Origin of the sequence: Pseudomonas fitomaticsae (genome assembly GCF_021018765.1) — a bacterium.
GTDB lineage: Bacteria > Pseudomonadota > Gammaproteobacteria > Pseudomonadales > Pseudomonadaceae > Aquipseudomonas > Aquipseudomonas fitomaticsae.
Window position 1 is genome coordinate 5,866,664 of record NZ_CP075567.1, and the last position, 24,764, is coordinate 5,891,427.

At 61.8% G+C, this 24,764-nt stretch carries 21 protein-coding genes; 8 read left to right on the forward strand and 13 right to left on the reverse strand.

Annotated features, from left to right (window positions below):
* The first annotated feature begins 178 nt into the window (after positions 1-178).
* The 5 genes from leuS (at position 179) to KJY40_RS26615 (ending at position 6,242) form a co-directional block, all read left to right on the forward strand.
* Positions 179-2,785, forward strand: coding sequence for a leucine--tRNA ligase (gene leuS, locus KJY40_RS26595; RefSeq protein WP_230733706.1), 2,607 nt, complete (start codon positions 179-181; stop codon positions 2,783-2,785).
* 87 nt (positions 2,786-2,872) lie between these two features.
* On the forward strand, positions 2,873-3,478 hold the full coding sequence (locus KJY40_RS26600; protein ID WP_230733708.1) for an LPS-assembly lipoprotein LptE: 606 nt from the start codon (positions 2,873-2,875) through the stop codon (positions 3,476-3,478).
* A 39-nt stretch (positions 3,479-3,517) separates the two neighbouring features.
* Positions 3,518-4,555 carry a DNA polymerase III subunit delta gene (gene holA, locus KJY40_RS26605; protein WP_230733710.1) on the forward strand — a complete coding sequence of 346 codons (1,038 nt, stop codon included), beginning with the start codon at positions 3,518-3,520 and terminating at the stop codon, positions 4,553-4,555.
* 138 nt (positions 4,556-4,693) lie between these two features.
* Positions 4,694-4,858 carry an alternative ribosome rescue factor ArfA gene (arfA, locus tag KJY40_RS26610; RefSeq protein WP_007958672.1) on the forward strand — a complete coding sequence of 55 codons (165 nt, stop codon included), beginning with the start codon at positions 4,694-4,696 and terminating at the stop codon, positions 4,856-4,858.
* Between the two features lie 61 nt (positions 4,859-4,919).
* Positions 4,920-6,242, forward strand: coding sequence for a lytic murein transglycosylase (locus KJY40_RS26615; RefSeq protein ID WP_230733712.1), 1,323 nt, complete (start codon positions 4,920-4,922; stop codon positions 6,240-6,242).
* A gap of 116 nt (positions 6,243-6,358) precedes the next feature.
* Here the strand turns inward: KJY40_RS26615 and KJY40_RS26620 are convergent, their stop codons facing one another.
* The 13 genes from KJY40_RS26620 to KJY40_RS26680 all read right to left on the reverse strand — a co-directional run bounded on the left by KJY40_RS26620 (position 6,359) and on the right by KJY40_RS26680 (position 18,937).
* Positions 6,359-7,309: a S66 peptidase family protein gene (locus KJY40_RS26620; protein WP_230733713.1), complete on the reverse strand. Its 951-nt coding sequence runs from the start codon at positions 7,307-7,309 to the stop codon at positions 6,359-6,361.
* A 174-nt stretch (positions 7,310-7,483) separates the two neighbouring features.
* A complete protein-coding gene (gene lipA / locus KJY40_RS26625; RefSeq protein WP_162130488.1) occupies positions 7,484-8,482 on the reverse strand; it encodes a lipoyl synthase in 999 nt (332 codons plus the stop codon).
* Positions 8,483-8,507: 25 nt separating this feature from the next.
* Positions 8,508-9,155 (reverse strand): lipoyl(octanoyl) transferase LipB, encoded by a 648-nt coding sequence (lipB, locus tag KJY40_RS26630; protein WP_230733715.1) that lies wholly within the window; start codon positions 9,153-9,155, stop codon positions 8,508-8,510.
* Positions 9,155-9,430 carry a DUF493 domain-containing protein gene (locus tag KJY40_RS26635; RefSeq protein ID WP_011336094.1) on the reverse strand — a complete coding sequence of 92 codons (276 nt, stop codon included), beginning with the start codon at positions 9,428-9,430 and terminating at the stop codon, positions 9,155-9,157. Before KJY40_RS26635 ends, lipB begins: the two co-directional genes overlap by 1 nt.
* A gap of 84 nt (positions 9,431-9,514) precedes the next feature.
* Positions 9,515-10,672, reverse strand: a complete 1,158-nt coding sequence (locus KJY40_RS26640; protein WP_011336095.1) for a D-alanyl-D-alanine carboxypeptidase family protein — start codon at positions 10,670-10,672, stop codon at positions 9,515-9,517.
* 183 nt (positions 10,673-10,855) lie between these two features.
* A complete protein-coding gene (locus tag KJY40_RS26645; protein WP_011336096.1) occupies positions 10,856-11,863 on the reverse strand; it encodes a septal ring lytic transglycosylase RlpA family protein in 1,008 nt (335 codons plus the stop codon).
* Positions 11,863-12,873 carry a lytic murein transglycosylase B gene (mltB, locus tag KJY40_RS26650; RefSeq protein ID WP_007958658.1) on the reverse strand — a complete coding sequence of 337 codons (1,011 nt, stop codon included), beginning with the start codon at positions 12,871-12,873 and terminating at the stop codon, positions 11,863-11,865. Before mltB ends, KJY40_RS26645 begins: the two co-directional genes overlap by 1 nt.
* Before the next feature lie 17 nt (positions 12,874-12,890).
* Complete coding sequence (gene rodA / locus KJY40_RS26655) at positions 12,891-13,994, reverse strand: rod shape-determining protein RodA (protein WP_052026248.1); 1,104 nt, start codon at positions 13,992-13,994, stop codon at positions 12,891-12,893.
* A 31-nt stretch (positions 13,995-14,025) separates the two neighbouring features.
* Positions 14,026-15,921, reverse strand: a complete 1,896-nt coding sequence (gene mrdA, locus KJY40_RS26660; protein ID WP_230733717.1) for a penicillin-binding protein 2 — start codon at positions 15,919-15,921, stop codon at positions 14,026-14,028.
* Between the two features lie 9 nt (positions 15,922-15,930).
* Complete coding sequence (rlmH, locus tag KJY40_RS26665) at positions 15,931-16,398, reverse strand: 23S rRNA (pseudouridine(1915)-N(3))-methyltransferase RlmH (RefSeq protein WP_003185785.1); 468 nt, start codon at positions 16,396-16,398, stop codon at positions 15,931-15,933.
* 9 nt (positions 16,399-16,407) lie between these two features.
* Complete coding sequence (gene rsfS / locus KJY40_RS26670) at positions 16,408-16,902, reverse strand: ribosome silencing factor (protein WP_230733719.1); 495 nt, start codon at positions 16,900-16,902, stop codon at positions 16,408-16,410.
* Positions 16,903-16,974: 72 nt separating this feature from the next.
* Positions 16,975-17,697, reverse strand: coding sequence for a nicotinate-nucleotide adenylyltransferase (gene nadD / locus KJY40_RS26675; protein ID WP_007958652.1), 723 nt, complete (start codon positions 17,695-17,697; stop codon positions 16,975-16,977).
* Positions 17,666-18,937, reverse strand: a complete 1,272-nt coding sequence (locus KJY40_RS26680) for a glutamate-5-semialdehyde dehydrogenase (protein WP_230733721.1) — start codon at positions 18,935-18,937, stop codon at positions 17,666-17,668. Before KJY40_RS26680 ends, nadD begins: the two co-directional genes overlap by 32 nt.
* A 177-nt stretch (positions 18,938-19,114) precedes the next feature.
* Here KJY40_RS26680 and KJY40_RS26685 point away from each other — a divergent pair, with 177 nt between their 5' ends.
* The 3 genes from KJY40_RS26685 to KJY40_RS26695 all read left to right on the forward strand — a co-directional run bounded on the left by KJY40_RS26685 (position 19,115) and on the right by KJY40_RS26695 (position 24,762).
* Positions 19,115-19,810 (forward strand): DNA-3-methyladenine glycosylase, encoded by a 696-nt coding sequence (locus tag KJY40_RS26685; protein WP_230733723.1) that lies wholly within the window; start codon positions 19,115-19,117, stop codon positions 19,808-19,810.
* Positions 19,811-19,864: 54 nt separating this feature from the next.
* Entirely contained in the window at positions 19,865-21,181 is a 1,317-nt protein-coding gene (locus KJY40_RS26690; RefSeq protein ID WP_230733725.1) for a bifunctional DedA family/phosphatase PAP2 family protein, read from the forward strand.
* 149 nt (positions 21,182-21,330) lie between these two features.
* Positions 21,331-24,762, forward strand: a complete 3,432-nt coding sequence (locus tag KJY40_RS26695) for a calcium-binding protein (RefSeq protein WP_230733727.1) — start codon at positions 21,331-21,333, stop codon at positions 24,760-24,762.
* Positions 24,763-24,764 lie beyond the last annotated feature (2 nt).

Here is a 24,764-nt window from a genome sequence, read left to right on the forward strand (position 1 = left end):
ACCAACGGCCCTCGCCGCGATTTTGACCGGTCAAACGGCTGCAATCAGGGTTTCCCTAGGCCAAGCGCGGTCATGTATGCTACGGCGCTTCCTGTAACTCCACTTCCAGCTCGTCCGGCACGCCCCGGATGTCGCATTGAAGAGGATTAGGCCACCCCTATCCAGTACAAAAGTAGCCATGCACGAACAATATCAGCCCCGTGAAATCGAAGCCGCCGCCCAGTCGTTCTGGGACGAGCAAAAGTCCTTTGAAGTCAGTGAACAGCCAGGCAAGGAGACTTACTACTGCCTGTCGATGTTCCCTTACCCCAGCGGCAAGCTACACATGGGGCACGTGCGCAACTACACCATCGGCGACGTGATCTCCCGCTACCAGCGCATGCTCGGCAAGAACGTTCTGCAACCGATGGGTTGGGACGCCTTCGGCATGCCGGCGGAAAACGCCGCGATGAAGAACAACGTGGCCCCGGCCAAGTGGACCTACGAAAACATCGCCTACATGAAATCCCAGCTGCGCAGCCTGGGCCTGGCGGTGGACTGGTCGCGCGAAGTCACCACCTGCAAACCGGATTACTACCGCTGGGAACAATGGCTGTTCACTCGCCTGTTCGAAAAAGGCGTGATCTACAAGAAAAGCGGCACCGTGAACTGGGACCCGGTCGACCAGACCGTTCTGGCCAACGAGCAGGTGATCGACGGTCGCGGCTGGCGTTCCGGCGCGCTGATCGAGAAGCGCGAAATCCCGATGTACTACTTCAAGATCACCGCCTACGCGGATGAACTGCTGGAGAGCCTCGACGAACTGACCGGCTGGCCTGAGCAGGTCAAGACCATGCAGCGCAACTGGATCGGCAAGTCCCGCGGGATGGAAGTGCAGTTCCCGTACAACGTCGATTCGATCGGCGAGAGCGGTACCCTGAAAGTCTTCACCACCCGTCCGGACACCCTGATGGGCGCAACCTATGTTGCCGTGGCTGCCGAGCACCACCTGGCTGCCCTCGCTGCAAAAAACAACCCTGAGCTGCAGGCGTTCATCGCCGAATGCAAGGGCGGCAGCGTTGCCGAAGCCGACGTCGCCACCCAAGAGAAGAAAGGCCTGCCGACCGGCCTGTTCGTCGAGCACCCGCTGACCGGCGAGAAACTGCCGGTGTGGGTCGCCAACTACGTACTGATGCACTACGGCGACGGCGCGGTCATGGCTGTGCCGGCGCACGACGAGCGCGATTTCGAATTCGCCCACAAGTACAACCTGCCGGTCAAATCCGTGGTGCGCACCAGTTCCGGTGAAACCAACCCGGCGCCATGGCAAGACGCCTACGGCGAGCACGGCACGCTGATCAACTCCGGCGAATTCGACGGCCTGGACTTCGCCGGCGCGTTCGACGCCATGGAAGTGGCCCTGATCAAGAAAGAGCTGGGCGCTTCGCGCACCCAGTTCCGCCTCCGCGACTGGGGCATCAGCCGTCAGCGCTACTGGGGCTGCCCGATCCCGATCATCCACTGCGATGCCTGCGGCGATGTGCCGGTGCCGGAAGATCAACTGCCTGTCGTCCTGCCGGAAGACGTGGTGCCGGACGGCGCCGGTTCGCCGCTGGCGCGCATGCCCGAGTTCTACGAGTGCGCTTGCCCGAAATGCGGCCAGCCTGCCAAGCGTGAAACCGACACCATGGACACTTTTGTCGAGTCGTCCTGGTACTACGCTCGCTACGCCTCGCCGCACTTTGAAGGCGGTCTGGTGGAAAAATCCGCGGCCGACCACTGGTTGCCGGTGGATCAGTACATCGGCGGTATCGAACACGCCATTCTTCACCTGCTCTACGCGCGTTTCTTCCACAAGCTGATGCGTGACGAAGGCCTGGTGAGCTCGAACGAGCCGTTCAAGAACCTGCTGACCCAGGGCATGGTGATCGCCGAGACGTACTATCGTCGCGAGGCCAATGGCGCCTACACCTGGTTCAACCCGGCGGACGTCGACCTCGAACGCGACAGCAAAGGCAACGTCACCAGCGCCAGGCTGAAGACTGACGGCCTGCCGGTGGAAATCGGCGGCACCGAGAAGATGGCCAAGTCGAAGAACAACGGCGTCGACCCGCAGTCGATGATCGACCAGTTCGGCGCAGACACCTGCCGCCTGTTCATGATGTTTGCCTCGCCGCCCGACATGAGTGCAGCCTGGTCCGACTCGGGCGTGGAAGGTTCGCACCGTTTCCTCAAGCGTGTCTGGCGTCTGGCTCAGGCCCACATCACTCAGGGGCTGCCGGGCAAACTGGACATCGCCGGCCTGAATGACGAGCAGAAAGTCATTCGTCGCGCGATCCATCAGGCGATCAAGCAGGCCAGCCACGACGTCGGCCAGAACCACAAATTCAACACCGCCATCGCTCAGGTGATGACGCTGATGAACGTGCTGGAAAAAGCCGCGCAAGCGACCGAACAGGATCGCGCACTGGTTCAGGAAGGTCTGGAAGCCGTCACGCTGCTGCTGGCTCCAATCACGCCGCACATCAGCCACGAGCTGTGGAACCGCCTGGGCCACGCTGACCCGGTGATCGACGCCGGCTGGCCGGTGGTGGATGAAAGCGCACTGGTTCAGGACAGCCTGACCCTGGTGATCCAGGTCAACGGCAAACTGCGCGGCCAGATCGACATGCCGGCCGGCGCCACTCGCGAAGAAGTCGAAGCCGCTGCCCGTGCCAACGAAAACGTGCTGCGTTTCGTCGACGGTCTGACCATTCGTAAAGTGATCGTAGTGCCCGGGAAACTGGTCAATATCGTCGCCAGCTAATTGGATCGGGCGTCAGGTGTGCCTGACGCCCAGTAAAACCTTTCGGGCCGCAGGGTCGGCCCACATGGTTTCAAGGGGAGCAACACAATGATCAAACGCAATCTGCTGGTGATGGGCCTCGCAGTCCTGTTGAGCGCCTGCGGTTTCCAGCTGCGCGGCACCGGCACCCACGAACTGTCGATCAAAGAGCTCGATCTGAGCGCCCGCAACGCCTACGGCGAAACCGTGACGCAACTGCGTCAGATGCTGGAGGCCAGCGGTGTCCGGATCGTTTCCGGTGCGCCCTACAAGCTTTTCCTGGCCGATGAACAGGAATCCCAGCGCATCCTCAGCTACGCCGGCGCCGGTCGCACTGGCGAATATCAGGTGAGCACCGTGCTCAACTACGATATCCGTGGCGAAAAGGACCTGCTGCTCAAAAGCGACAAGATTGAAGTGCAGCGCGTGTTCATCCACGATGGCAACAACCTGGTAGGTTCCGATCAGGAAGCCAACGATGCCCGCCGTGAAACCCGCCGCGAGCTGGTACAGCGCATGATGATTCGTCTGCAACAGCTGACGCCGGCACAACTGGACGCTCTGCAACAAACCGCCAACGCACGGGCCAAGGCAGAAGCCGACGCTCTCGAAGCGGCGCAGAAGGCTGAGGCGGAAACTCCGCGTCAGTCGCCGCTCGAACTGCCGCAGCAGTAAGACGTTCGGGGCGCTCAGGCGCCCCGTTCGCCCCTTCTTATGAAGCTCGCTCCCGCCCAACTCGGCAAACACCTGCAAGGCGCTCTCGCGCCGGTCTACATCATCAGCGGCGATGATCCGCTGCTGTGTCAGGAAGCTGCCGACGCCATTCGCTCCGCCGCCCGCCAACAGGGGTTCGACGAACGCCAGGTCTTCGCCGCCGACGCCAATTTCGATTGGGGTACGTTGCTGCTGGCCGGGGCCAGCATGTCGCTGTTCGCCGAAAAACGCCTGCTGGAACTGCGCCTTCCTTCGGGCAAGCCCGGTGACAAGGGCGCTGCCGCACTCATCGAATACTGCGCGCGCCCGGCAGAAGACACGGTGCTGTTGATCAGCCTGCCGAAGCTGGACGGTAGCGCGCAGAAGACCAAGTGGGGCAAGGCGCTGGTCGAAGGTCAGCAGACCCAGTTCGTGCAGATCTGGCCGGTGGACGCCAACCAGTTGCCGAGCTGGATTCGTCAGCGTTTGTCCCAGGCCGGCTTGTCGGCCAGTCAGGACGCGGTCGAGCTGATTGCGGCGCGAGTCGAAGGCAACCTGCTGGCTGCCGCGCAAGAGATCGAAAAGCTCAAGTTGATGGCCGAGGGCGGGCAGATCACCGTCGAAACCGTGCAGGCGGCCGTGGCCGACAGTGCGCGCTTCGATGTGTTTGGCCTGACCGACGCGGTGCTCAACGGCGAACCGGCTCACGCCCTGCGCATGCTTGAAGGGCTGCGCGGTGAAGGCGTCGAGCCGCCGGTGATCCTCTGGGCTCTGGCTCGGGAGTTGCGTCTGCTGGCCAACATCTCGTTGCAATACAGCCAGGGCACGCCGCTGGACAAGTGCTTCAGCCAGGCCAAGCCGCCCGTCTGGGACAAGCGCAAACCGCTGATGAGCAAGGCCCTGCAACGCTATTCGGCACAACGCTGGGCGCAGTTGCTGCTCGAAGCCCAGCGCATCGATGCGCAGATCAAGGGTCAGGCGGCGGGCTCGCCGTGGATGAGTCTGAGCCGGTTGGCGCTATTGATGGCCAGTCAGCGCCTGACGTTGCCTGCCGAATGAAATCCGGGATCGCGCTCGGCGGTCCCGTTTTTATCAAATCCATTTCCTACAGAACATCCCGCCCTCGGTCCTATAGACAGACGCTACACATCGGCAGATCATTCGCCGCGCAAAACCCACTCACTCGCGAGAACCCTCATGAGCAAAAAGCCATCGAAACATGGCCACAACAAGGCCAAATCCATCGTCGCCCAACCCCTGTTCCGCAGCCGCCAGGAACGACCCACCAAGGGTAAAGGCAGCTACCGCCGCGAAGCCTTCCAGTCTGACAGCTGGGAGGCTTCTTACTTTCTGGCCGCTTGAAGCACAGCACCCCCTCCTCATGTTAAGGTCTGCACCTGATTCGTATCCCCTGGACCTGTGCATGCCCCTCAGTCTTTCCCGTCGTTGGCCTTTCCGCCAACTGATCGCTGCCTCCAGCTTCGTACTGCTCGTCGCCTGCGCGGAAAAACCCACCGCCGCCGACGCTCAACCGCTTCAGACCGCCCCCGTTGCCACAGCCCCAGCGGTCATCCCGCCGGTAGTGCCGTCCGGTGACAACTTCGACCTGCAACCGACCCAGACCTTTGCCGAATGGCAGGCCGGTTTCCGCAAGGAAGCTCTGGCTGCCGGCATTCGTGCCGACCTGTTCGACCGCGCGTTCGCCAATGTCAGCTTCGATGCCAGCGTGATTCGCGCCGACCGCAGCCAGCCGGAATTCGCCCGGCCGGTCTGGGAATACCTGGACGGCGCGCTTTCGCCCTTGCGCGTGCGCAAAGGCCAGGCGCTGATCAGCCAGTACGCCGACATCCTGCAAAGCATCGAACAGCGTTATGGCGTCGATCGTCAGGCGCTGGTGTCGGTGTGGGGGATGGAAAGCAATTTCGGCCAGTTCCAGGGCAGCAAGTCGGTGATCAACTCGCTGGCCACTCTGGCTTATGAAGGCCGCCGTCCGGGCTTTGCCCATGCGCAGTTGATTGCGGCACTGCAGATCCTGCAACAGGGCGACATCACGCCGGAGAAAATGCTCGGCTCCTGGGCCGGCGCCATGGGCCAGACCCAGTTCATCCCGACCACCTACAACACCCACGCCGTGGATTTCGACGGTGACGGTCGCCGCGACATCTGGGGCAGCCCGGCTGACGCATTGGCCTCCACCGCGCATTACCTGCAAAGCTCCGGCTGGCAGCGTGGCCAGCCGTGGGGCTTCGAAGTGCAACTGCCAAGCGGTTTCAATTACACCCTGGCCGACGGCGCGATTCGCAAGAGCGTCGCCGAATGGCGGCAACTGGGCGTGATCCTGCCGAACGGTGGCCAGGTGCCGGCCGGTTCCGAGCAACTGTCCGCCGCCCTGCTGCTGCCGGCTGGTTACCGTGGCCCGGCGTTCCTGATCCTCGATAACTTCCGGGCGATCCTCAAGTACAACAACTCGTCGTCCTACGCACTGGCCGTCAGCCTGTTGTCCGAGCGCTTCAACGGAGCCGGCCTGATCAATGGCAGCTGGCCAAAAGACGATCTGCCATTGAGCCGCACCGAGCGGATCGAACTGCAAAACCTGCTCACCGCGCGCAACTACGACGCCGGTGCGGCAGACGGGATCATCGGCGCCAATACGCGCAAGGCGATCCGCAGTGCGCAGCAGTCATTCGGCTGGCCAGCGGATGGTTATCCGACGCACAAGCTGCTGGAAAGCCTGCGTAACCAGTAAAAGCATCGCGGGCAAGCCCGCTCCCACAGGTTTAAAGGTGATCGCAGTTCTGCGTACAACCTGAAAACTGTGGGAGCGGGCTTGCCCGCGATGACTGACTATCAGGCGATCAGGCTCTACGCTTTGATCACCACATCCTGCTCCAGCATCAACTCCTTCTTCCCTGCATCCAGTCGGACCAGCGCCCCCAGCGGCAGCGTCAGGTTCGGATCGCAGTGCCCGCTGCGCCAGCCGGACAACACCGGGATCCGCAGCGGTTCGAAGGTCTGCTTGAGCAAGCGGTTCAAGGCCTCGACATCCACGCCCGCTACATCCCCGACCAGCACGCCGCGCAATCTGGCCAATTTGCCCGCCAGACGCATCTGGGTCAGCAAGCGGTCGATCCGGTACAGCGGCTCGTTGATGTCCTCGATGAGCAGAATCACCCCTTCGACGTCGATTTCGTAAGGCGTGCCCAGGGTCGCGGCGATCATCGCCAGATTGCCCCCCAGCAAACGCCCGTGGGCAACGCCGGGCTCCACGGTGGTCAACGGATAAGCCGCCGGATGACTCAGCACACTCCCTGCCTTCAACTGACCGCGCAGCATGGCGAAGAACGACGTCACCGTCGGCGGTTCCTTGCCCCCCAGCAAGTCGGCATTCAGCAGTGGCCCGTGAAAGGTCACGAACCCGGCGTAGCGACTGATGGCCAGGTGCAGCGCGGTGATGTCGCTGTAACCGACGAAGGGCTTGGCATGGCGGCTCAGCAAGTCGTAGTCGATCCGGTCCAGCAACCTTGGCGTGCCGTAACCACCACGCAGGCAAATGATCGCATCGACCTCCTCGTCAGCGAACGCCGCGTGCAGATCGTTAAGCCGCACCTCGTCGCTGCCGGCCAGATAGCCATCCTTCTCGTAAACGCCAGGGAACACCCGCAATCCGTAACCCCGGGCGCGCATCCACTGAACGGCCTTGTCGGTATCCAGCGTACCGGGACCGGCGGGCGCTATGACGCCTATCAGCCCTTCCGACGGCAGCGCCGGCACAGGCTTGTGCGGAAAAAGGGTGTGGGTCGGTCGAACGGTCATCCATGGATCTCCCTGTGTAAAGTCATGCTCACACAGTAGTCAGGAACGGCGACAAACAGAAGAGGCTCGGCTGCGCCGCAGATTGCAGGAAAAGTCAGTAACGAGTGTAAGCCAGGCAAAAAAATGCCCGCCGGGCGGTAAACCCCGGCGGGCATTTTTTCATTCAACGCTGAATCAGGAACCGAGCAGCTCGGCCTTGACCAGTTTCGCCTGCTCGTCGGCGTGGTACGAGGAACGCACCAACGGGCCGGACGCGACGTTCTTGAAGCCCATCTTGTAACCTTCCTCGGCGAACCAGGCGAAGGTGTCCGGGTGCACGAAACGCTGCACCGGCAAGTGGCTGCGAGACGGTTGCAGGTACTGACCCAGGGTCAGCATGTCGATGTCGTGTTCGCGCATGCGCTTCATGACTTCGATGACTTCGTCGTCGGTCTCGCCCAGCCCCAGCATCAGGCCGGATTTGGTCGGAATGTGCGGCATCATCTGCTTGAAGCGTTGCAGCAGGGTCAGCGACCACTGGTAGTCCGAACCCGGACGCGCAGCCTTGTACAGGCGGGGTACGGTTTCCAGGTTGTGGTTGAACACATCCGGCGGCTCGGCCGCGGTGATTTCCAGGGCGATGTCCATGCGGCCACGGTAGTCCGGGACCAGGGTCTCGAGCTGCACGTTCGGCGACAGTTTGCGGATTTCGCGGATGCAGTCGGCAAAATGCTGGGCACCGCCGTCACGCAGATCGTCGCGGTCAACCGAGGTGATTACCACGTACTTGAGTTTCAGGTCGGCAATGGCGATGGCCAGGCTTTCCGGCTCGTTGACGTCCAGTGGCTTCGGACGACCGTGGCCAACGTCACAGAACGGGCAACGACGGGTGCAGATGTCACCCATGATCATGAAGGTCGCGGTGCCGCCGGAGAAGCACTCGCCCAGGTTCGGGCAGGACGCCTCTTCGCAGACGCTGTGCAGCTTGTGCTTGCGCAGCAGGCTCTTGATGCGGTCGACTTCCGGCGAAACCGGGATACGCACACGGATCCAGTCGGGTTTCTTCGGCAGTTCGGTGGTCGGAATGATCTTCACCGGGATGCGTGCAACCTTCTCGGCGCCGCGCAGCTTGACGCCGGCTTCAACCTTGGGACGCGGGGCCGGGCGCTCGGTCACGTCGAGCGTCGGGATCATGGTTTGCACTGCATCAGTAGTCATATCAGTCGATTCCGCCCGTCAGGGTCGTCTGCTCAGCATAGTCGAGGTGTTTGACGAGCTGCGCGCGCAGCCGGGCACTTACCTCGGCAAATTCAATCGATCCTGCGTGCTCGCTCAGCTGGGTCATCGCCAGCCCGGCATAGCCGCAGGGATTAATCCGTCGAAACGGCTCCAGGTTCATGTCCACGTTCAGGGCCAGGCCATGAAAGGAACAACCGCGGCGAATCCGCAAACCCAGAGAAGCGATCTTCGCTCCGTCGACGTAGACGCCGGGAGCATCCGGCTTGGCCACGGCGGTCACGCCGTAGCTGGCCAGCAGTTCGATCAGGCAGCGCTCCATGCGGCTGACCAGATCGCGCACGCCGAAGCCGAGTCGGCGCACGTCCAGCAGCAGGTACGCCACCAGTTGGCCGGGGCCATGGTAGGTCACCTGACCGCCGCGGTCGACCTGCACCACCGGAATATCCCCCGGCAGCAACAGGTGCTCGGCCTTGCCGGCCTGGCCCTGGGTGAACACCGGCGGGTGTTCGACCAGCCAGATTTCGTCCGGGGCCGTGGTGCCACGCTCGTTGGTAAAACGTTGCATGGCCTGCCAGACCGGCTCGTAAGCCATCTGGCCAAGCTCGCGAAAGCCCAGCGTGCCCGGCATCACAGCACCATGTGCACGAAACCGGTAGCCCGCAGTTCGCTGTTGATGTTGTACAGCTGATCCTGGTCGGTCGCGACGATGTGCAACTGGATGGTGGTGTACTTGCCGTTGCTGCTTTGACGCTCGTCCACACGCTCATCGTTGATCCTGGCGTGTTTCTTGACGATGTCGATGATCTTGTCTTTGTTGCCGACGCCCGTATCGCTGATCACCTTAACCGGATAATCAACCTGGGGAAATTCTATCTTTGGCGCCTTTACTTCGGTATCGGTCATGGCGTAACGGCCTCGTAAGCGTAAGCCCGGTAACGAACAAGGCCCCGCTCCGGATCGGAACGGGGCCATGCAGGTCAACTCAAATCAGTTGAACAAGCCGTAGAAGAATAGACGGATGCTATCCCACATGCGGCGGAAGATACCACCCTCCTCGACAGCGTCCAGGGCGATCAGGTCGGCGCTGTGCACCACCTTGTCGTCCAGTTTCACTTCGACTTTACCGATCACGTCGCCCTTGGCGATTGGCGCGGTCAGTTGCGGGTTCATGGTCATGCTGGCAGCGAGCTTCTTCAGCTGGCCTTTCGGCAGGGTCATGGTCAGGTCTTGTGCCAGGCCAGCCTTGACTTGACTGGTGGTGCCTTTCCACACCGGAGCCTGAGCCAGTTCGGTGCCCTTCTGGTAGAAAGTCTGGGTTTCGAAGAAGCGGAAACCGTAGGTCAGCAGCTTCTGGGTCTCGGCGGCGCGGGCCACTTCGCTGTTGGTGCCGAACACCACGGCGATCAGGCGCATGCCGTCACGTACGGCCGAGGACACCATGCAGTAGCCGGCTTCGTCGGTGTGACCGGTTTTCAGACCGTCGACGGTCTTGTCGCGCCACAGCAGCAGGTTGCGGTTAGGCTGTTTGATGCCGTTCCAGAAGAACTCTTTCTGCGAGTAGATCGCGTAGTGAGCCGGGTCTTCGTGGATGATCGCGCGCGCCAAGATCGCCATGTCGTGAGCCGACGAGTAGTGCTCGGGGTTCGGCAGACCGGTCGGGTTCATGAAGTGGGTATTGGTCATGCCCAGATCGGCGACGGTCTTGTTCATCAGGTCGGCGAAGGCGTCTTCGCTGCCGGCGATGTGTTCAGCCACCGCGACGCTGGCGTCGTTACCGGACTGGATGATGATGCCGTGCAGCAGGTCGCTGACAGTGACTTGCGAGCCGACCTTGATGAACATCCGCGAACCGCCGGTGCGCCAGGCGTTTTCGCTGACGGTCACCGGGTCGTTTTCACCGATCTGGCCGCGACGGATTTCCAGCGTGGCGATGTACGCGGTCATCAGTTTGGTCAGGCTGGCCGGTGGCAGGCGCTGGTCACCGTTGTTCTCCACCAGCACGTTGCCGCTGTTGGCATCCATGAGCACGTAGGATTTGGCGGCCAGTTGTGGTGGCGACGGCATCATCTCGGCCGCGAACGCGGCAGGCGAGAGGAGCAGCGGGACTAGCAGACACAGGCGTTTGGCAAAGGTGGTGATGTTCATCCGTCTCTCGAAATCGCTAATGGAAACTGCCCTTGCGGGCAAAATTAATCAGATGGCTTTCTAACGGGCCATCGCGTGTTCAGTTGCTCACTCCAGTCACCCTTGCCGGGCTTTTGTTTTTCGACGAGCCAACAACCTGGTTCACCCCCCAATCGCTGGTGAACCGTCAATCAAGTCCTACGTTTACTCGGTGACCACACTTGGCGAACCCAGGTTGGCCAAGCGCACGCTGTTCTGTACCTGGGCAATTTCACCCGGTGAACCGATCGGTCCCAGGCGAACCCGGTGCAGGGTCTGCTGATTGCGCACGATCGAGCTGATGAACACCGGAGCGCTCACCATCCCGCTGAGCTTCGACCTCAGGAGTTCTGCAGCGTCCGGGTTGGCGAACGCGCCCACCTGCAGATACTGGCCAGACGCTGGTGCAGAAGCGTTTTTTTTTGCATCGAGCTGAACCGGCACGACGGCCGCGGCGTGCTGCTGCGGCGGCGGAGTCCATTGCTCGACGGTGCCGGCCGAGGCCGTGATCACCGGGGCGCTATTCTGCGCGACTTGCGGCTCGTTGAGCATCAAAGGCGCCGGACGGCCCTTGGCGGCCCACCATTGTTGCGGGTCGATGCCCTCGACCTTGACCCGCGCGGTACCGATTTCGGCATAACCGAGCTTCTTCGCGGCGGCGTAGGACAGGTCGATGATCCGGTCCGAGTAGAACGGCCCGCGGTCATTGACCCGCAGGATCACGCTCTTGTTGTTGTCCAGGTTGGTCACCCGAACGTAACTCGGCAGCGGTAATGTCTTGTGGGCGGCACTCATGCCGTACAGGTCGTAGACCTCGCCGTTGGCGGTGTTCTGACCGTGGAACTTGGTGCCGTACCAGGACGCGGTGCCGGAGGCCACGTAAGTCTTGGATTCCTGCAACGGGAAGTAGGTCTTGCCCAGCACGGTGTACGGGTTGGCCTTGTACGGGCCGGTGTGCAGGGTCGGTGTGGCGTCCGGGATGCGCGATACGTCGACGTCCCACCACGGCGCGCCATCCTTGTGGGCCCGGTTGATGTCCAGGCCCGGCTGCGAACGAACGGCAGTGGTCGGCTTCTGGCTCGGCGAACGACTGGTCGAACAACTGGCGACCAGCACCGCCAACGCAGCGAAAGCCACCAGCTTCAGGGGTTTATTGATAGGCAATGCCCGCATTACTTGACGCCCCGTGCTTGTACCAGCTGTTCAGACAGTTGATGTACGGCCATGGCGTACATCACGCTGCGGTTATAACGCGTGATCGCGTAGAAATTCTTCAGGCCCATCCAGTATTCCGGGCCATTGTCGCCTTCGAGGCGGAATGCGGTGACCGGCATGTCATCGCGCAGCGCATCATGACTCGACCAGCCCAGCGCTCGCAACTCCCCGACGGTTTTCGTCGGCTCGATACCGGTGGTCAGGCCTTCATCCACCTGTTCACCGCGTACATCCGCGCGACTGACCACCGGTTCACCGGCGACCCAGCCGTGACGCTTGAAATAGCTGGCGACGCTGCCGATCGCATCATCCGGGTTGTTCCAGATATTGATGTGGCCGTCGCCGTCGAAATCCACCGCGTAGGCGCGAAAACTGCTCGGCATGAACTGCGGCAGACCCATCGCCCCGGCGTAGGAACCCTTGAGGGTCAGTGGGTCGACCTGCTCTTCGCGCGCCAGCAGCAGGAACTCTCGCAGCTCCTTGCGGAAAAATTCGGCACGGGGAGGATAGTCGAAACCCAGCGTGGACAAGGCATCGATCACCCGGTAATTGCCGGTATTACGTCCGAAAAAGGTCTCAACGCCGATGATCGACACGATCACCTGGGCCGGAACGCCGTATTCCTGCTCGGCGCGGGCCAAGGTGGCCTCGTGCTGGCGCCAGAAGTCTACACCGCGGGCGATGCGCGCGTCGGTGATGAACATCGGCCGGTATTCTTTCCACTGCTTGACCCGTTCGGCGGGTTTGGAAATGGCGTCGAGAATCGCCTGCTTGCGCTGGGCCTCGCGGAACACGGCCATCAGCTGTTCGCCGGCGAAACCGTAGTCGCGGGTCATTTCACCGACGAATTCGGCCACCTGGGGCGAGCCTTCGTAATCGCCGGCCAACGCTTCCTGCGCGCTGCCAAGGATGCCTACCAGGCCGAGCCACGGTGCGTATCGTGTCGCCCAGTCACGCATTACTTGCATTGAACTCTTCACCTTATTCAAACCTGTGCGATCCACTTGCGATGGGTATGGATCGACATCAAAACCCCAAACGCTGACAGCAGCGTCACCAGCGAAGTTCCGCCGTAGCTAATGAACGGCAACGGCACCCCCACCACCGGCAACAGGCCACTGACCATACCGATGTTGACGAAAACGTAAACAAAAAACGTCATGGTCAGAGCGCCGGCCAGCAATTTGCCGAACAGCGTCTGGGCCTGGGCGGTAATCACCAGGCCACGACCGATCAGCAACAGATAGATCAGCAGCAACGCGCAAATGCCCACCAGGCCGAACTCTTCGCCGAGTACGGCAATGATGAAGTCGGTGTGGCTTTCCGGCAGGAAGTCCAGGTGCGACTGGGTGCCCAACAGCCAGCCCTTGCCGAATACGCCACCGGAACCGATGGCGGCTTTCGACTGGATGATGTTCCAGCCGGTGCCCAGCGGATCGCTTTCCGGGTCGAGGAACGTCAGGATCCGCTGCTTCTGGTAGTCGTGCATGATGAAGAACCACATGGCCACCGACACCGGAATCGCCGCCGCCAGTACGCTGAGAATCCAGCGCCAGCGCAACCCGCCCATGAACAGTACGAAGGCGCCGCCGGCCAGAATCAGCAGCGAAGTGCCCAGATCCGGCTGACGCACGATCAGGGCGAACGGCACGCCGATCAGCAGCAGACTGATGCCGACATGCTTGAGCTGCGGCGGCAGCGTGCGTTTGGACAGGTACCAGGCGATGGTCGCCGGCATCAGGATCTTCATGAATTCCGAGGGCTGGAAGCGGATCACCCCGGGAATGTTGATCCAGCGGGTCGCGCCCATGGCGTTGTGGCCCATGATGTCCACCACCAGCAGCAGCACCACCCCGATCACGTAGCCCAGCGGCACCCAGCGCGCCATGAACCTTGGCTCGAACTGCGCGATGACGATCATCGACACCAGACCGATGCCGAACGACGTGGCCTGTTTGGCCAGCAGATCCCAGCTCTTGCCGCTGGCCGAGTACAGCACGAACAGGCTGCCGGCCGCGAGAATCAACAGCAGCACCAGCAACGGGCCGTCGATATGCAAACGTTGCAGCAGCGTCGCCCGGCGACGCATCACATCCTCGCTGGAGAGCATGCGATCGAAATTATTCATCACGGGCCGTAGCCTCCGCACTGATAGGGCTGGCGTATTCGGCCTTCAACCGTCCGTCCTGATCCAGCAGCCAGGCATCCATGACCTGCCGCACCACCGGTGCCGCGACGCCGGAACCGGACTCACCGTTTTCGACCATCACCGACACCACGATTTTCGGGTCATCCGCCGGCGCAAAACCGACGAACAAGGCGTGGTCGCGGTGGCGCTCCTGAACCTTGGAGCGGTCGTACTTTTCACCTTGCTTGATCGCCACGACCTGCGCCGTACCCGACTTGCCGGCGATCCGGTATTGCGCGCCGATGGCCGCTTTACGCGCCGTACCCCGTGCACCGTGCATCACCTGTTGCATGCCATGGTTGACCTTGGTCCAGTCCGACGGATCGCGCAGGATGATGTCCGGCATCGGATTCTCATCCACCGGCTTCACGCCTTCGAGGGATTTGGCCAGGTGCGGACGGTTCCACACGCCCTTGTTGGCCACCAGCGCCGTGGCCTGGGCCAGTTGCAGCGGAGTCGATTGCATGTAGCCCTGGCCGATCCCGAGAATCAGGGTTTCGCCAGGGAACCACGCCTGTTTGCGAGTGGCGCGTTTCCACTCGCGGGACGGCATCAGGCCGGGGGATTCTTCGAACATGTCCAGCGAGACCTTCTGGCCGATGCCGAACTTGTTCATGTAGGCCGACAACCGGTCGATGCCCAGCTTGTGCGCCAGGTCATAGAAATAGGTGTCGTTGGACCGCATGATCGCCGTGTCGAGGTCGACGAAGCCGTCCCCGGTGCGGTTCCAGTTGCGGTATTTGTGATCGTAGTTGGGCAGCATGTAGTAACCGGGGTCGAACACCCGGCTCGATGCCGTCACCACGCCCGCGTCGAGACCGGCAATCGCGACCGCCGGCTTGATCGTCGAACCCGGCGGGTACAGACCGCGCAACACGCGGTTGAACAGTGGCCGGTCGATCGAATCACGCAGCTCGGCGTAAGCCTTGAAGCTGATGCCGGTGACGAACAGGTTCGGGTCGAAGCTCGGCTGGCTGACCATCGCCAGCACCTCGCCGGTTTTCGGATCGAGCGCCACCACCGCGCCACGACGACCGCCCAGCGCAGCCTCGGCGGCTTCCTGCAATTTGATGTCGAGGCTCAGGACAATGTCCTTGCCCGGCACCGGATCGGTACGCTTGAGCACGCGCAGGACGCGGCCACGGGCGTTGGTCTCGACCTCTTCGTAACCCACCTGACCGTGCAGCTCGGCTTCATAGAAGCGCTCGATGCCGGTCTTGCCGATGTGGTGGGTGCCGCTGTAGTTGACCGGATCGAGAGTCTTGAGCTCTTTCTCGTTGATCCGCCCCATGTAACCCACCGAGTGCGCGAAGTGCGCACCCTGCGGGTAATGACGGACCAGTTGCGCGACCACCTCGACGCCCGGCAGGCGGAACTGGTTCACCGCGATCCGGGCGATCTGCTCTTCGCTCAGCTCGAACAGGATCGGCACCGGCTCGAACGGCCGGCGGCCCTGACGCATGCGTTTCTCGAAGATCACCCGGTCTTCCGGCGTCAGCTCCAGCACCTCGACGATCACGTCGAGCACCTGTTGCCAGTCGCCGGAGCGCTCGCGGGTCATGCTCAGGCTGAAGCTCGGACGGTTGTCCGCCACCACCACGCCGTTGCGGTCGAAAATCAGGCCACGGGTCGGCGGGATCGGCTGAACGTGAACCCGGTTGTTTTCCGACAGGGTCGAGTGATATTCGTACTGAATCACCTGCAGGTAATACAGCCGCGCAATCAGCACGCAGATCAGCGCCACCACCGCAATTGCGCCGAACACGACGCGACCACGCACCAGACGGGCGTCTTTTTCGTGGTCCTTGATGCGGATCGGCTGAGACATGAGGGCGGATTACTTGTGGTAAGGGTGGCCGGACAACACGGTCCAGGCACGATACAACTGCTCGCCGATGAGGATGCGCACCAGCGGGTGCGGCAGCGTCAGCGGCGACAACGACCAGCGCTGATCCGCGCGGGCACAGACTTCCGGCGCCAGCCCTTCCGGGCCACCGACCATGAAGTTGACCGTGCGCGAGTCCAGGCGCCAGCGATCGAGTTCGACCGCCAGTTGCTCGGTGCTCCACGGCTTGCCATGAACTTCGAGGGTGACGATCCGCTCGTTCGGCCCGACCTTGGCCAGCATGGCTTCGCCTTCCTGACGGATGAAGCGGGCCACGTCGGCGTTCTTGCCACGGGTATTGAGCGGAATTTCCACCAGTTCCAGCGCCAGCTCGGACGGAAGACGCTTGGCATACTCATGCCAGCCTTCTTCCACCCACTTGGGCATGCGTGAACCGACGGCGATCAGTCGCAGTCGCACAGCAATCCCTTACAGCTGGTCTTTGTTGAGCTTGGTGAAGTGCTCGTGGGTGTTTTCCGGGCTGTGGTGCTTGGCATCTGCCGCACGGCTTTGCTCGGCACCGGCCCACAGGCGCTCCAGGTCGTAGAACTGACGTGCCGAGGCAGTCATCATGTGCACGATCACCAGGTCCAGGTCCAGCAGCACCCAGTCGCTGTCGCCCTTGCCTTCTTCACCCAGCGGCCTGGCGCCGTTCTTTTTGACCTCTTCGCGAACCTTGTCCAGCATCGCGTTGATCTGGCGGTTGGAAGTACCGGTGGCGATGATCATGTAGTCGGTGATGCTCTGCTTGTCGCGCACATCAATGATCTGGATGTCCTGGGCCTTGACGTCTTCCAGGGCTGCAACGGCCACCTTGACCAGTTCGTCGCCCTTCAGCGGTTCGTTGGTGTTGACCGGTTCTGGCAGCGGGGCGCTCTTGAATGTGCCTTTGCGCTTTACTTTGGTTTGGTCTTTGTCAGTCATATAAAACTCGTTTTGCTCATATTTTCGGCGGCTTTGCGACACGTGGATTCGTATCAGTGAAGCACGCCTTGTTCAGTTCGACGCACGGTACAGACCGTGCGCATCGATGTAGGCCAGGACCGCGTCGGGCACCAGGAAACGTACCGACTTACCGCTGGCCAGCAGTTGACGGATCTGGGTGGCGGAAACCGCGAGCGGTGTCTGCCAGACGAATGCAATCTGTCCGCTCGGCCCCTTCAGGGCCAGCGGGTCGCTCACCGAACGCGCTGCCAGCAGGTTGCGCAAGGCATCCGGCGGTTCGCTGTCGGCGTCCGGGCGCTGTAGCACCAGGATGTGGCAATGCTGGAGCAACTCTTCCCAGCGGTGCCAAGTGGGCAGGCCGCAAAATGCGTCCCAGCCCAGAAGCAGAAAAACCTGGGTCTCGGCGGCCATTTCGGCACGCAGCGACTCCAGGGTATCGATGGTCCAGGACGGTTTGTCCCGCTGCAATTCGCGGGCGTCCACCACCAGCGGCGGCACACCGGCCACCGCACATTCAACCATTGCCAGCCGGTCCTGCGCCGACACCTGCGGCGTATCGCGGTGCGGCGGCCGGGCGCTGGGCATCATGCGCAGCTCATCGAGCCCCAGCGCTTCGGCGACTTCTAGCGCGCCGCGCAAATGGCCGACGTGCACCGGGTCGAACGTCCCGCCCAGTACGCCAATGCGCCGAGGACGGGACTTCTTGCCGGGTTTCGGTGCTTTCAGGTCGAGGTCGGACAAGTCAGACCGTCGCCTGGCCGCGCAACTGGCCATCACCGACCACGATGTACTTCTCGCAGGTCAGTCCTTCGAGGCCCACCGGGCCACGGGCGTGCAGCTTATCAGTAGAAATGCCGATCTCGGCACCCAATCCGTATTCGAATCCGTCGGCGAAGCAGGTCGGGGTGTTGATCATCACCGACGCCGAGTCGACCTGAGCCACGAACTGGCGGGTGTCGGCGAGGTTTTCGCTGACGATCGAATCGGTGTGATGGGAGCCGTAATGGTTGATGTGTTCAATGGCCTGATCCAGGCCATCCACCACGCGGATCGACAGAATCGGCGCCAGATACTCGGTGTTCCAGTCTTCTTCGGTCGCCGCTACGGCTTCGATGATCGCCCGGGTGCGTTCGCAACCACGCAGCTCGACGCCTTTTTCGCGGAACTGCTTGGCCATCGACGGCAGGAAATCCTTCGCAACACTTTGATCGACCAGCAAGGTCTCCATCGCACCGCAGATGCCATAGCGATAGGTCTTGGCATTGAAGGCGATGCGCTGGGCTTTCGGCAGGTCGGCGTGTTCGCTGACATAGACGTGGCAGATGCCGTCCAGATGCTTGATGACCGGTACCCGGGCGTCACGGCTGATGCGCTCGATCAGGCCACGGCCACCGCGCGGCACGATCACGTCGACGTACTCCGGCATGGTGATGAGAGCACCAACGGCGGCACGGTCGGTGGTTTCCACCACTTGCACCACGGCAGCCGGCAGTTCGGCTTCGGCCAGACCGCGCTGGATGCAGGCGGCAATCGCGCGGTTGGAATGAATCGCTTCGGAACCGCCGCGCAGGATGGTCGCGTTGCCGGACTTCAGGCACAGGCTCGCGGCATCGATGGTCACGTTGGGACGGGATTCGTAGATGATCCCGATCACGCCCAGCGGTACGCGCATCTTGCCGACCTGAATGCCCGACGGACGGAAGCTCATGTCGCGGATCGCACCGACCGGATCCGGCAGCGCTGCGACCTGACGCAGGCCGACGATCATGCCGTCGATGCGCGCCGGGGTCAGTTCCAGACGCTCCAGCAGTGCCGGCTCAAGACCGTTGGCGCGACCGGCGGCCAGATCCTGTTCATTGGCCGCCGCAAGCTCGGCGCGGGCGGCGTCCAGAGCATTGGCGGCAGCCAGCAGGGCGCGGTTTTTCTGCGCGGTGCTGGCACGGCCGATGACGCGGGAGGCTTCGCGGGCGGCGCGACCCAATCGGGTCATGTAGTCAAGAACGGACTCAGTCATGGTCTGCTGGGGTCTTGGCAAAGAGGAAAGCGGCAGATTATAGCTGTCGCGTCCCGGGACTAACAGCGGTGACGGGCGGATGGTCGAAATGGACGGTGATTTGCCGACGTTCAGCCGGGATTAAGCCGTGAATTGTTATCATCACGACCTCCTCCGCCTGGATAAACCCTGCTTGCCATGTCCAACCTGACCGTTCGCGCCACCTCCGCGCGCCAGCCTGTCGGCCTTGCGGACACCTTTTTCGACCGTGACGCCCAGACACTGGCCCGTGATCTGCTCGGCAAAGTCATCCGCCACCGCGTCGGCGATTTGTGGCTCAGCGCCCGGATCATCGAAACCGAAGCGTATTACTGCGAAGAAAAAGGCAGTCACGCGTCCCTCGGCTACACAGAAAAGCGTAAGGCTTTGTTTCTGGACGGCGGCCACATCTATATGTACTACGCCCGTGGCGGCGATTCGCTGAACTTCAGCGCACAGGGTCCGGGCAATGCGGTGCTGATCAAATCGGCCTACCCGTGGGTCGATGAGATCAGCGGCCCGGCCAGTCTGGCGCAGATGCTGCTGAACAACCCCGATGCTCAGGGGCGACCGCGTCCGTCGCAGAAACTGTGTGCCGGGCAGACGCTGCTGTGCAAGGCGCTGGGGCTGAAAGTGCCGGTGTGGGATGCCAAGCGCTTCGACCATGAAATTCTGCTGGTGGAAGACACCGGCCCCGCGCCGACTCACGTGATTCAGACCACCCGCCTGGGCATTCCCCATGGCCGTGACGAACACTTGATGTATCGCTTCGTCGACGCCGCCTATGCCCTGTGGTGTACGCGGAACCCGCTGCGCCGGGGTCAGGTCGAAGGTCGCGATTATTTTCTGCTGTGAATGCACACCCTTCGGCTCGCCGATCAGGGACATCAATGAAATGGAGTGGTTTGTATGGGCCCATGGCTCGATAGCGTGACCGGGTGGCTGGCTGCCAATCCGCAGTGGCTGGCCGCTGCAGTGTTTGTCGTGGCCTGCGTGGAATGTCTGGCGATTGCCGGGTTGATCGTGCCCGGCACGGTGCTGCTGTTTGCCGTGGCGGTGCTGGCCGGCAGCGGAGCGCTGTCGTTGAGCGAAACCCTGTTGCTGGGTTTCCTCGGCGGGATTCTCGGCGATGTGATTTCATACCTCCTCGGCCGCCACTTCCACCAGAACATCCGGCGCCTGCCGGGCCTGCGCCATCACCCGGAATGGATGGCTGGCGCGGAAACCTATTTCCAGCGCTACGGCATCGCCAGCCTGCTGGTCGGACGTTTCATCGGCCCGCTGCGGCCGATGCTGCCGATGGTCGCCGGGATGTGCGACATGCCCTTCCCGCGCTTCGCGGCCGTGAGTCTGCTGGCAGCGGCCGGCTGGAGCCTCGCCTACCTGCTGCCAGGCTGGGCCACCGGGGCGGCGATTCGTCTGCCGTTGCCGGAAGGTTTCTGGCTGCAGGCCGGAATCGTCGCCGCAAGCATCGCGGTGATGGTCGGCCTTAGCGCCAACAGCAGCCTGCGCCGTCATCGCCGGGCGACGGTCTGGATCAGCAGCATGAGCCTGTTGATCCTGATCGGCCTGTTCATCGGCTACCCGTACCTGACCGCCCTCGATCAGGGCGTCATGACCCTGGTGCAGGAGCACCGCAGCGCTGCGCTGGATGAGGTGGCAGTGGTTTTCACCCTGATCGGTGAGTTCCGCAACATGCTGCTGTTCAGTGCCCTCCTGACAGCGCTGCTGTTGCTGTGCCGTCAGTGGCGCCACGCGATCTTCGTGGGCGGCACCCTGCTCGTCACGGCCCTGGCCAACACCGGCACCAAGATGTTTTTCGCCCGGGTGCGCCCGGAAGTCCTGACCGATCCGCTCACCAGCTACAGCATGCCAAGCGGCCATGCATCCGGATCGTTCGCGCTGTTCCTGGCGCTCGCCGTGCTGGCCGGACGCGGGCAGCCACCGCGACTGCGCCTGACCTGGCTATTGCTGGGCTGCATACCCGCGCTGGCGATTGCCTTGTCACGGGTCTATCTGGGCGCACACTGGCCAACGGATGTTCTGGCCGGTGCGATGCTCGCCGCCTGTGTCTGCGCAGCGGGCCTGTGGCTGAGTCAACGCCATGTTCCCCTTGGCGCGATGCCGCAGAAAGTCTGGTGGCTGATATTGCCGGCACTGGTCGCTCTGTTCGGTTTTTTTGTATTGCGACACTTGCCACACACTCTGTTGCGATACGCCTATTAATCCTTCGGCCAACGCTCTCCGGCGCGCAAGTCGCACGGTGAGCACCGGCAAACATTTGGCAAAGCAAAAGCTCATGAACAAGTCCGTGCCCCGTGCCACATTCCGGCAGCAGCACCACAAACGGACTTGTGAAAAGAGCTATGACTTTGATGAATCAACCGAACGATCTTTCCCGGGCTGACCGACCGTCAGCTCCGATCAAAATATCCGACCTGAACATCCACCTGGAGCCGGTGCTTCAGCCCTCGGGGCAAAAACCCGGGCTTACGGACCTGGACGCCCTGTTCGGTCCCTTGCGCATCGGGGAGTTCAGCGTCAGTCGCCAGACGCTTGCAGCCTTGGGCGGCCGAGTCGATGGGCAAGCCATCTCGGTGACCAACACCTACTTTTCCGAGCCAGACCAGGCGTTCATCGATGCGCTGGAATTCGACACCGCGCAGATGGAACAGCGGATGAGAGCCGTTCCCTCGCCGGAGAACCAGCAGATCCCGCCTCTCCTGTACGAGATCGTGACCCAGCGCTCTCCCGATGCGGCACCGCTCATGCGCGAGATGCCCACGGGTGAATTCGCTGAGGCGATGAACAAGATCAACCATTTGCTGCACGCCACCCAACGCCTCGACATTCGTCGAGACCCGTTACCCGAACACTTGCCGGACTGGGTCGACAAAGCCAAAAGCCGCGGAATGACCAGCATGGGCGTCGGGATGCAGGCGTATGGACTGTACAGCGCCTACATCGGTGCGATCGACGCCCTGAAGAAAGGCGACACCGCTGAAGCACTCATCAACGTGGGCGGAGGCATCTCGGAAATCACTTCCTTGGGAGTCGAATACGCACTGAGCAAGACCGGCGAGCAAATGATCCGCCAGGGTTCCATGGCCTTCGAACAATTCGGCAAGACCTCCATGGGCAAATGGCTGTGTCGCGCGGCCGGATTGATTGCCAGTGTGCTGACTCTGCCCTTCGACATCTATACCGCCATCAAATCCTTCAACGATGCGGCCAAGGTCCAAGGCAAGGAAGCGCAGGATCTGTATGTTACCGGCGGGCTGAGCGTCTTCAGCGGTGCACTGTCACTGGCCCTTGGCTGTGCAGCTTTGGCGGGCTTCCAGGCAGCAGGTCCGGTAGGCATTGCCGCCGCCGCGATCATGATTGTCGGGGCGAAAATCTATGGCGCCGCGCGGGCCGTCGACGACATCGACGATTACATAGAGCTGACGGTGAACGAACGCTGGCGTGCCGGCTGGTTCGCGTTCACCGGGCAGGATCAGGACAAGGCATTGATGGATCGCTACCTGATTGCCAAGACCACCGCTGACTACGCCAAAGCCCTGAAGACCCGCAGCCTCGGCTGGCTGAACAGTGAGTTCAGGGAGAGCGTCGACGTGATCGTCAATGGCCGGTTCGAGGTCAAGTCGCAGCCCACTCGTATCTATTACTACGAGTGGAAAAAGGGCGAATCGCCGTACAAGACTGAACACCTGCCGGTCGTCGTTGACACCGATGACGTCTACGATGCAAAGGATGGTCTGCCGACCTCGGACTCCATCATTTCCAGATCAAAGAGTGATCCGGCCAAGGGCGTGTTCTGGAATCTCGGCAGCGGTCATGACACTGTCCAGGGCGTGCGCAACAAGGCCAATTTCTTCAGCTACGGCAGCGGCAGGAAAGTGCTGCAGGGCGGCGACAAGGGTGACTCCTTTCTCTTTCAGTCGGCATCCGAAGCACTTTCATACGATCCGCTCAAGGCCGGCGAACTGTCAGGAGGGGACGGTATCGACCTGTTATGGCTGCAAGGTACCCACCAGCACCTGGATCACATCCCCGACCCACCGCGCCATCTCGGCTATGACATTGATCTGAAAAGCGGCAAGCTGTTGTTGCGTCCCGTGGACCCGAAACTCGAGCCGGTGCTGCACTCGACGCTCAAGTCCATCGAAAAGGTCGAGACACTCGCCGGCGCGGTCAATCGCGTGACCGGATCCGATCAGGCAGACATCATTACCGCCAATGGCGATGACCATGTCGATGCCGGTGCCGGCGACGACCAGATTTCCCTTAACGGCATCTTTGGCAGCGTTGACGGTGGCCGCGGCAACGACACCTATTACATCAACGCGACCAGCCGCAGGGTTTCCATCAGCGAAGACGGCGAGGAACCGAGCAAGGTGTATCTGGGCATACCCCTGGAAGCCATCCAGCGCTGGTATATCCGTGCTGACGCCCTGGTCATCGAGTCACTGTGCGACGATCATCCCCGGTCACCGCAACGCGAGCTCGCGCTGGAGGCGGTGTATCGAACAGCCGACGGCAAACGCTCGCTGCGCAATGACAAATGGGTATTCATTACCCAGGATGGCTACCACTTGCAGCCTGCATGGCCGGCTGAAACGCCAGACCTGGCAGACCTGCCTGTCAGCGTCACCGTCATCAACCCCGGCGCGGCAAAGACCTCCCCCGTACAGGTCAATGGCGGTCCCTACCACCTTTCGGATAAAGCGCATTCGCACTACTTCATTCCGCGCCAGCCCTATAACAAGCCCCTGACGGCCAGGCAACGCAACAAACCGACTCACAGCACGCTTTATGTCGACTATGACAGCACGGAAATCAACGAAGTACGCGCCGTCTACGTTGTCGCAAAATCAGAGCCAAACGCATTCACATTTCTCAGCTACACGAATGTCCACTTCACCATCACTTTCCACAACGCAGGTGGCCTGCTCTCGTTGCATGGCGCAGTGATAGAAAAACCTGGCAGGAAAAGTGACAGGGGTGCCGGGATCATGACCTCCGGCTGGCAAATGAATCACTCCTTGACGCTGGTCATGCGCGATGGTGTGTCCTATCACCTCGGTTTTCCCGACAACTCGTCTCACGACGATGCAAGAAACCCGGGCTACCGCCTGATTCAAAGCCCCGCCTCGTTGCACAAGCGTGCAGGTCAGTACACTTTCGTCAGGCCTTCCGTCGAAAAGCGTACCTTGAAGGCAACCTCCCAGCGAATCGACTTCAGAGCGGCCGAACACAACTCGACCTACTGGCTGGAAGGACGCTCTTCAACCTATGAGTTGTTTCCCGCCAGCCATACCTCCATCCGGCTGTCCACAGCAGATGCCGATGCCCGCGTCTCGGGTTCATCCACCTGGCACATTCACACGCAACATCTTCAGGACCCGGTCACCCACAGCGATCTCTCCATCAAAGACAATCTGCTGACCATCGGCAGCATTCATGTTCACCTGCCGGACAGCAACGATCCGGCACTGCCGCTGGAAACCATCGAGGTGGTGGTCACCTCCGGGAACCGTTATCGGATCAACGCCTTGTTCGAAGTCATCGGCCTCTGTGCCATCGATGCGCGAACCTATTCATCGGTTCAAGCCATCGCCCAAGAGGTTCGGGACCATCAACAACGTGACGAACTGGAGACCGCCGAGGTACCGGTTCGCAACATTGGTCTGCGCGGCACCGCCGCCGGCAAGATTTCATACAACGTCGACACCGACCTGTGGCACACGGAAAGTGCCCCCTCCCGCTCGATACCGATCGGGCACCTGGTCATCGTCAAGGACTGACA

Excerpts from the sequence above, each read along its gene's own strand:
- KJY40_RS26685 (WP_230733723.1), top strand. The coding sequence starts at position 19,115 with ATGTCCAACCTGACCGTTCGCGCCACCTCCGCGCGCCAGCCTGTCGGC.
- KJY40_RS26695 (WP_230733727.1), top strand. The coding sequence starts at position 21,331 with ATGAATCAACCGAACGATCTTTCCCGGGCTGACCGACCGTCAGCTCCG.
- KJY40_RS26645 (WP_011336096.1), bottom strand. The coding sequence starts at position 11,863 with ATGCGGGCATTGCCTATCAATAAACCCCTGAAGCTGGTGGCTTTCGCT.
- nadD (WP_007958652.1), bottom strand. The coding sequence starts at position 17,697 with ATGGCCAGTTGCGCGGCCAGGCGACGGTCTGACTTGTCCGACCTCGAC.
- arfA (WP_007958672.1), top strand. The coding sequence starts at position 4,694 with ATGAGCAAAAAGCCATCGAAACATGGCCACAACAAGGCCAAATCCATC.
- lipA (WP_162130488.1), bottom strand. The coding sequence starts at position 8,482 with ATGATCCCGACGCTCGACGTGACCGAGCGCCCGGCCCCGCGTCCCAAG.
- holA (WP_230733710.1), top strand. The coding sequence starts at position 3,518 with ATGAAGCTCGCTCCCGCCCAACTCGGCAAACACCTGCAAGGCGCTCTC.
- KJY40_RS26620 (WP_230733713.1), bottom strand. The coding sequence starts at position 7,309 with ATGACCGTTCGACCGACCCACACCCTTTTTCCGCACAAGCCTGTGCCG.
- rsfS (WP_230733719.1), bottom strand. The coding sequence starts at position 16,902 with ATGACTGACAAAGACCAAACCAAAGTAAAGCGCAAAGGCACATTCAAG.
- KJY40_RS26600 (WP_230733708.1), top strand. The coding sequence starts at position 2,873 with ATGATCAAACGCAATCTGCTGGTGATGGGCCTCGCAGTCCTGTTGAGC.
- KJY40_RS26635 (WP_011336094.1), bottom strand. The coding sequence starts at position 9,430 with ATGACCGATACCGAAGTAAAGGCGCCAAAGATAGAATTTCCCCAGGTT.
- mrdA (WP_230733717.1), bottom strand. The coding sequence starts at position 15,921 with ATGTCTCAGCCGATCCGCATCAAGGACCACGAAAAAGACGCCCGTCTG.
- KJY40_RS26640 (WP_011336095.1), bottom strand. The coding sequence starts at position 10,672 with ATGAACATCACCACCTTTGCCAAACGCCTGTGTCTGCTAGTCCCGCTG.
- KJY40_RS26680 (WP_230733721.1), bottom strand. The coding sequence starts at position 18,937 with ATGACTGAGTCCGTTCTTGACTACATGACCCGATTGGGTCGCGCCGCC.
- lipB (WP_230733715.1), bottom strand. The coding sequence starts at position 9,155 with ATGCCGGGCACGCTGGGCTTTCGCGAGCTTGGCCAGATGGCTTACGAG.
- KJY40_RS26615 (WP_230733712.1), top strand. The coding sequence starts at position 4,920 with ATGCCCCTCAGTCTTTCCCGTCGTTGGCCTTTCCGCCAACTGATCGCT.
- leuS (WP_230733706.1), top strand. The coding sequence starts at position 179 with ATGCACGAACAATATCAGCCCCGTGAAATCGAAGCCGCCGCCCAGTCG.
- mltB (WP_007958658.1), bottom strand. The coding sequence starts at position 12,873 with ATGCAAGTAATGCGTGACTGGGCGACACGATACGCACCGTGGCTCGGC.
- KJY40_RS26690 (WP_230733725.1), top strand. The coding sequence starts at position 19,865 with ATGGGCCCATGGCTCGATAGCGTGACCGGGTGGCTGGCTGCCAATCCG.
- rodA (WP_052026248.1), bottom strand. The coding sequence starts at position 13,994 with ATGCGTCGCCGGGCGACGCTGCTGCAACGTTTGCATATCGACGGCCCG.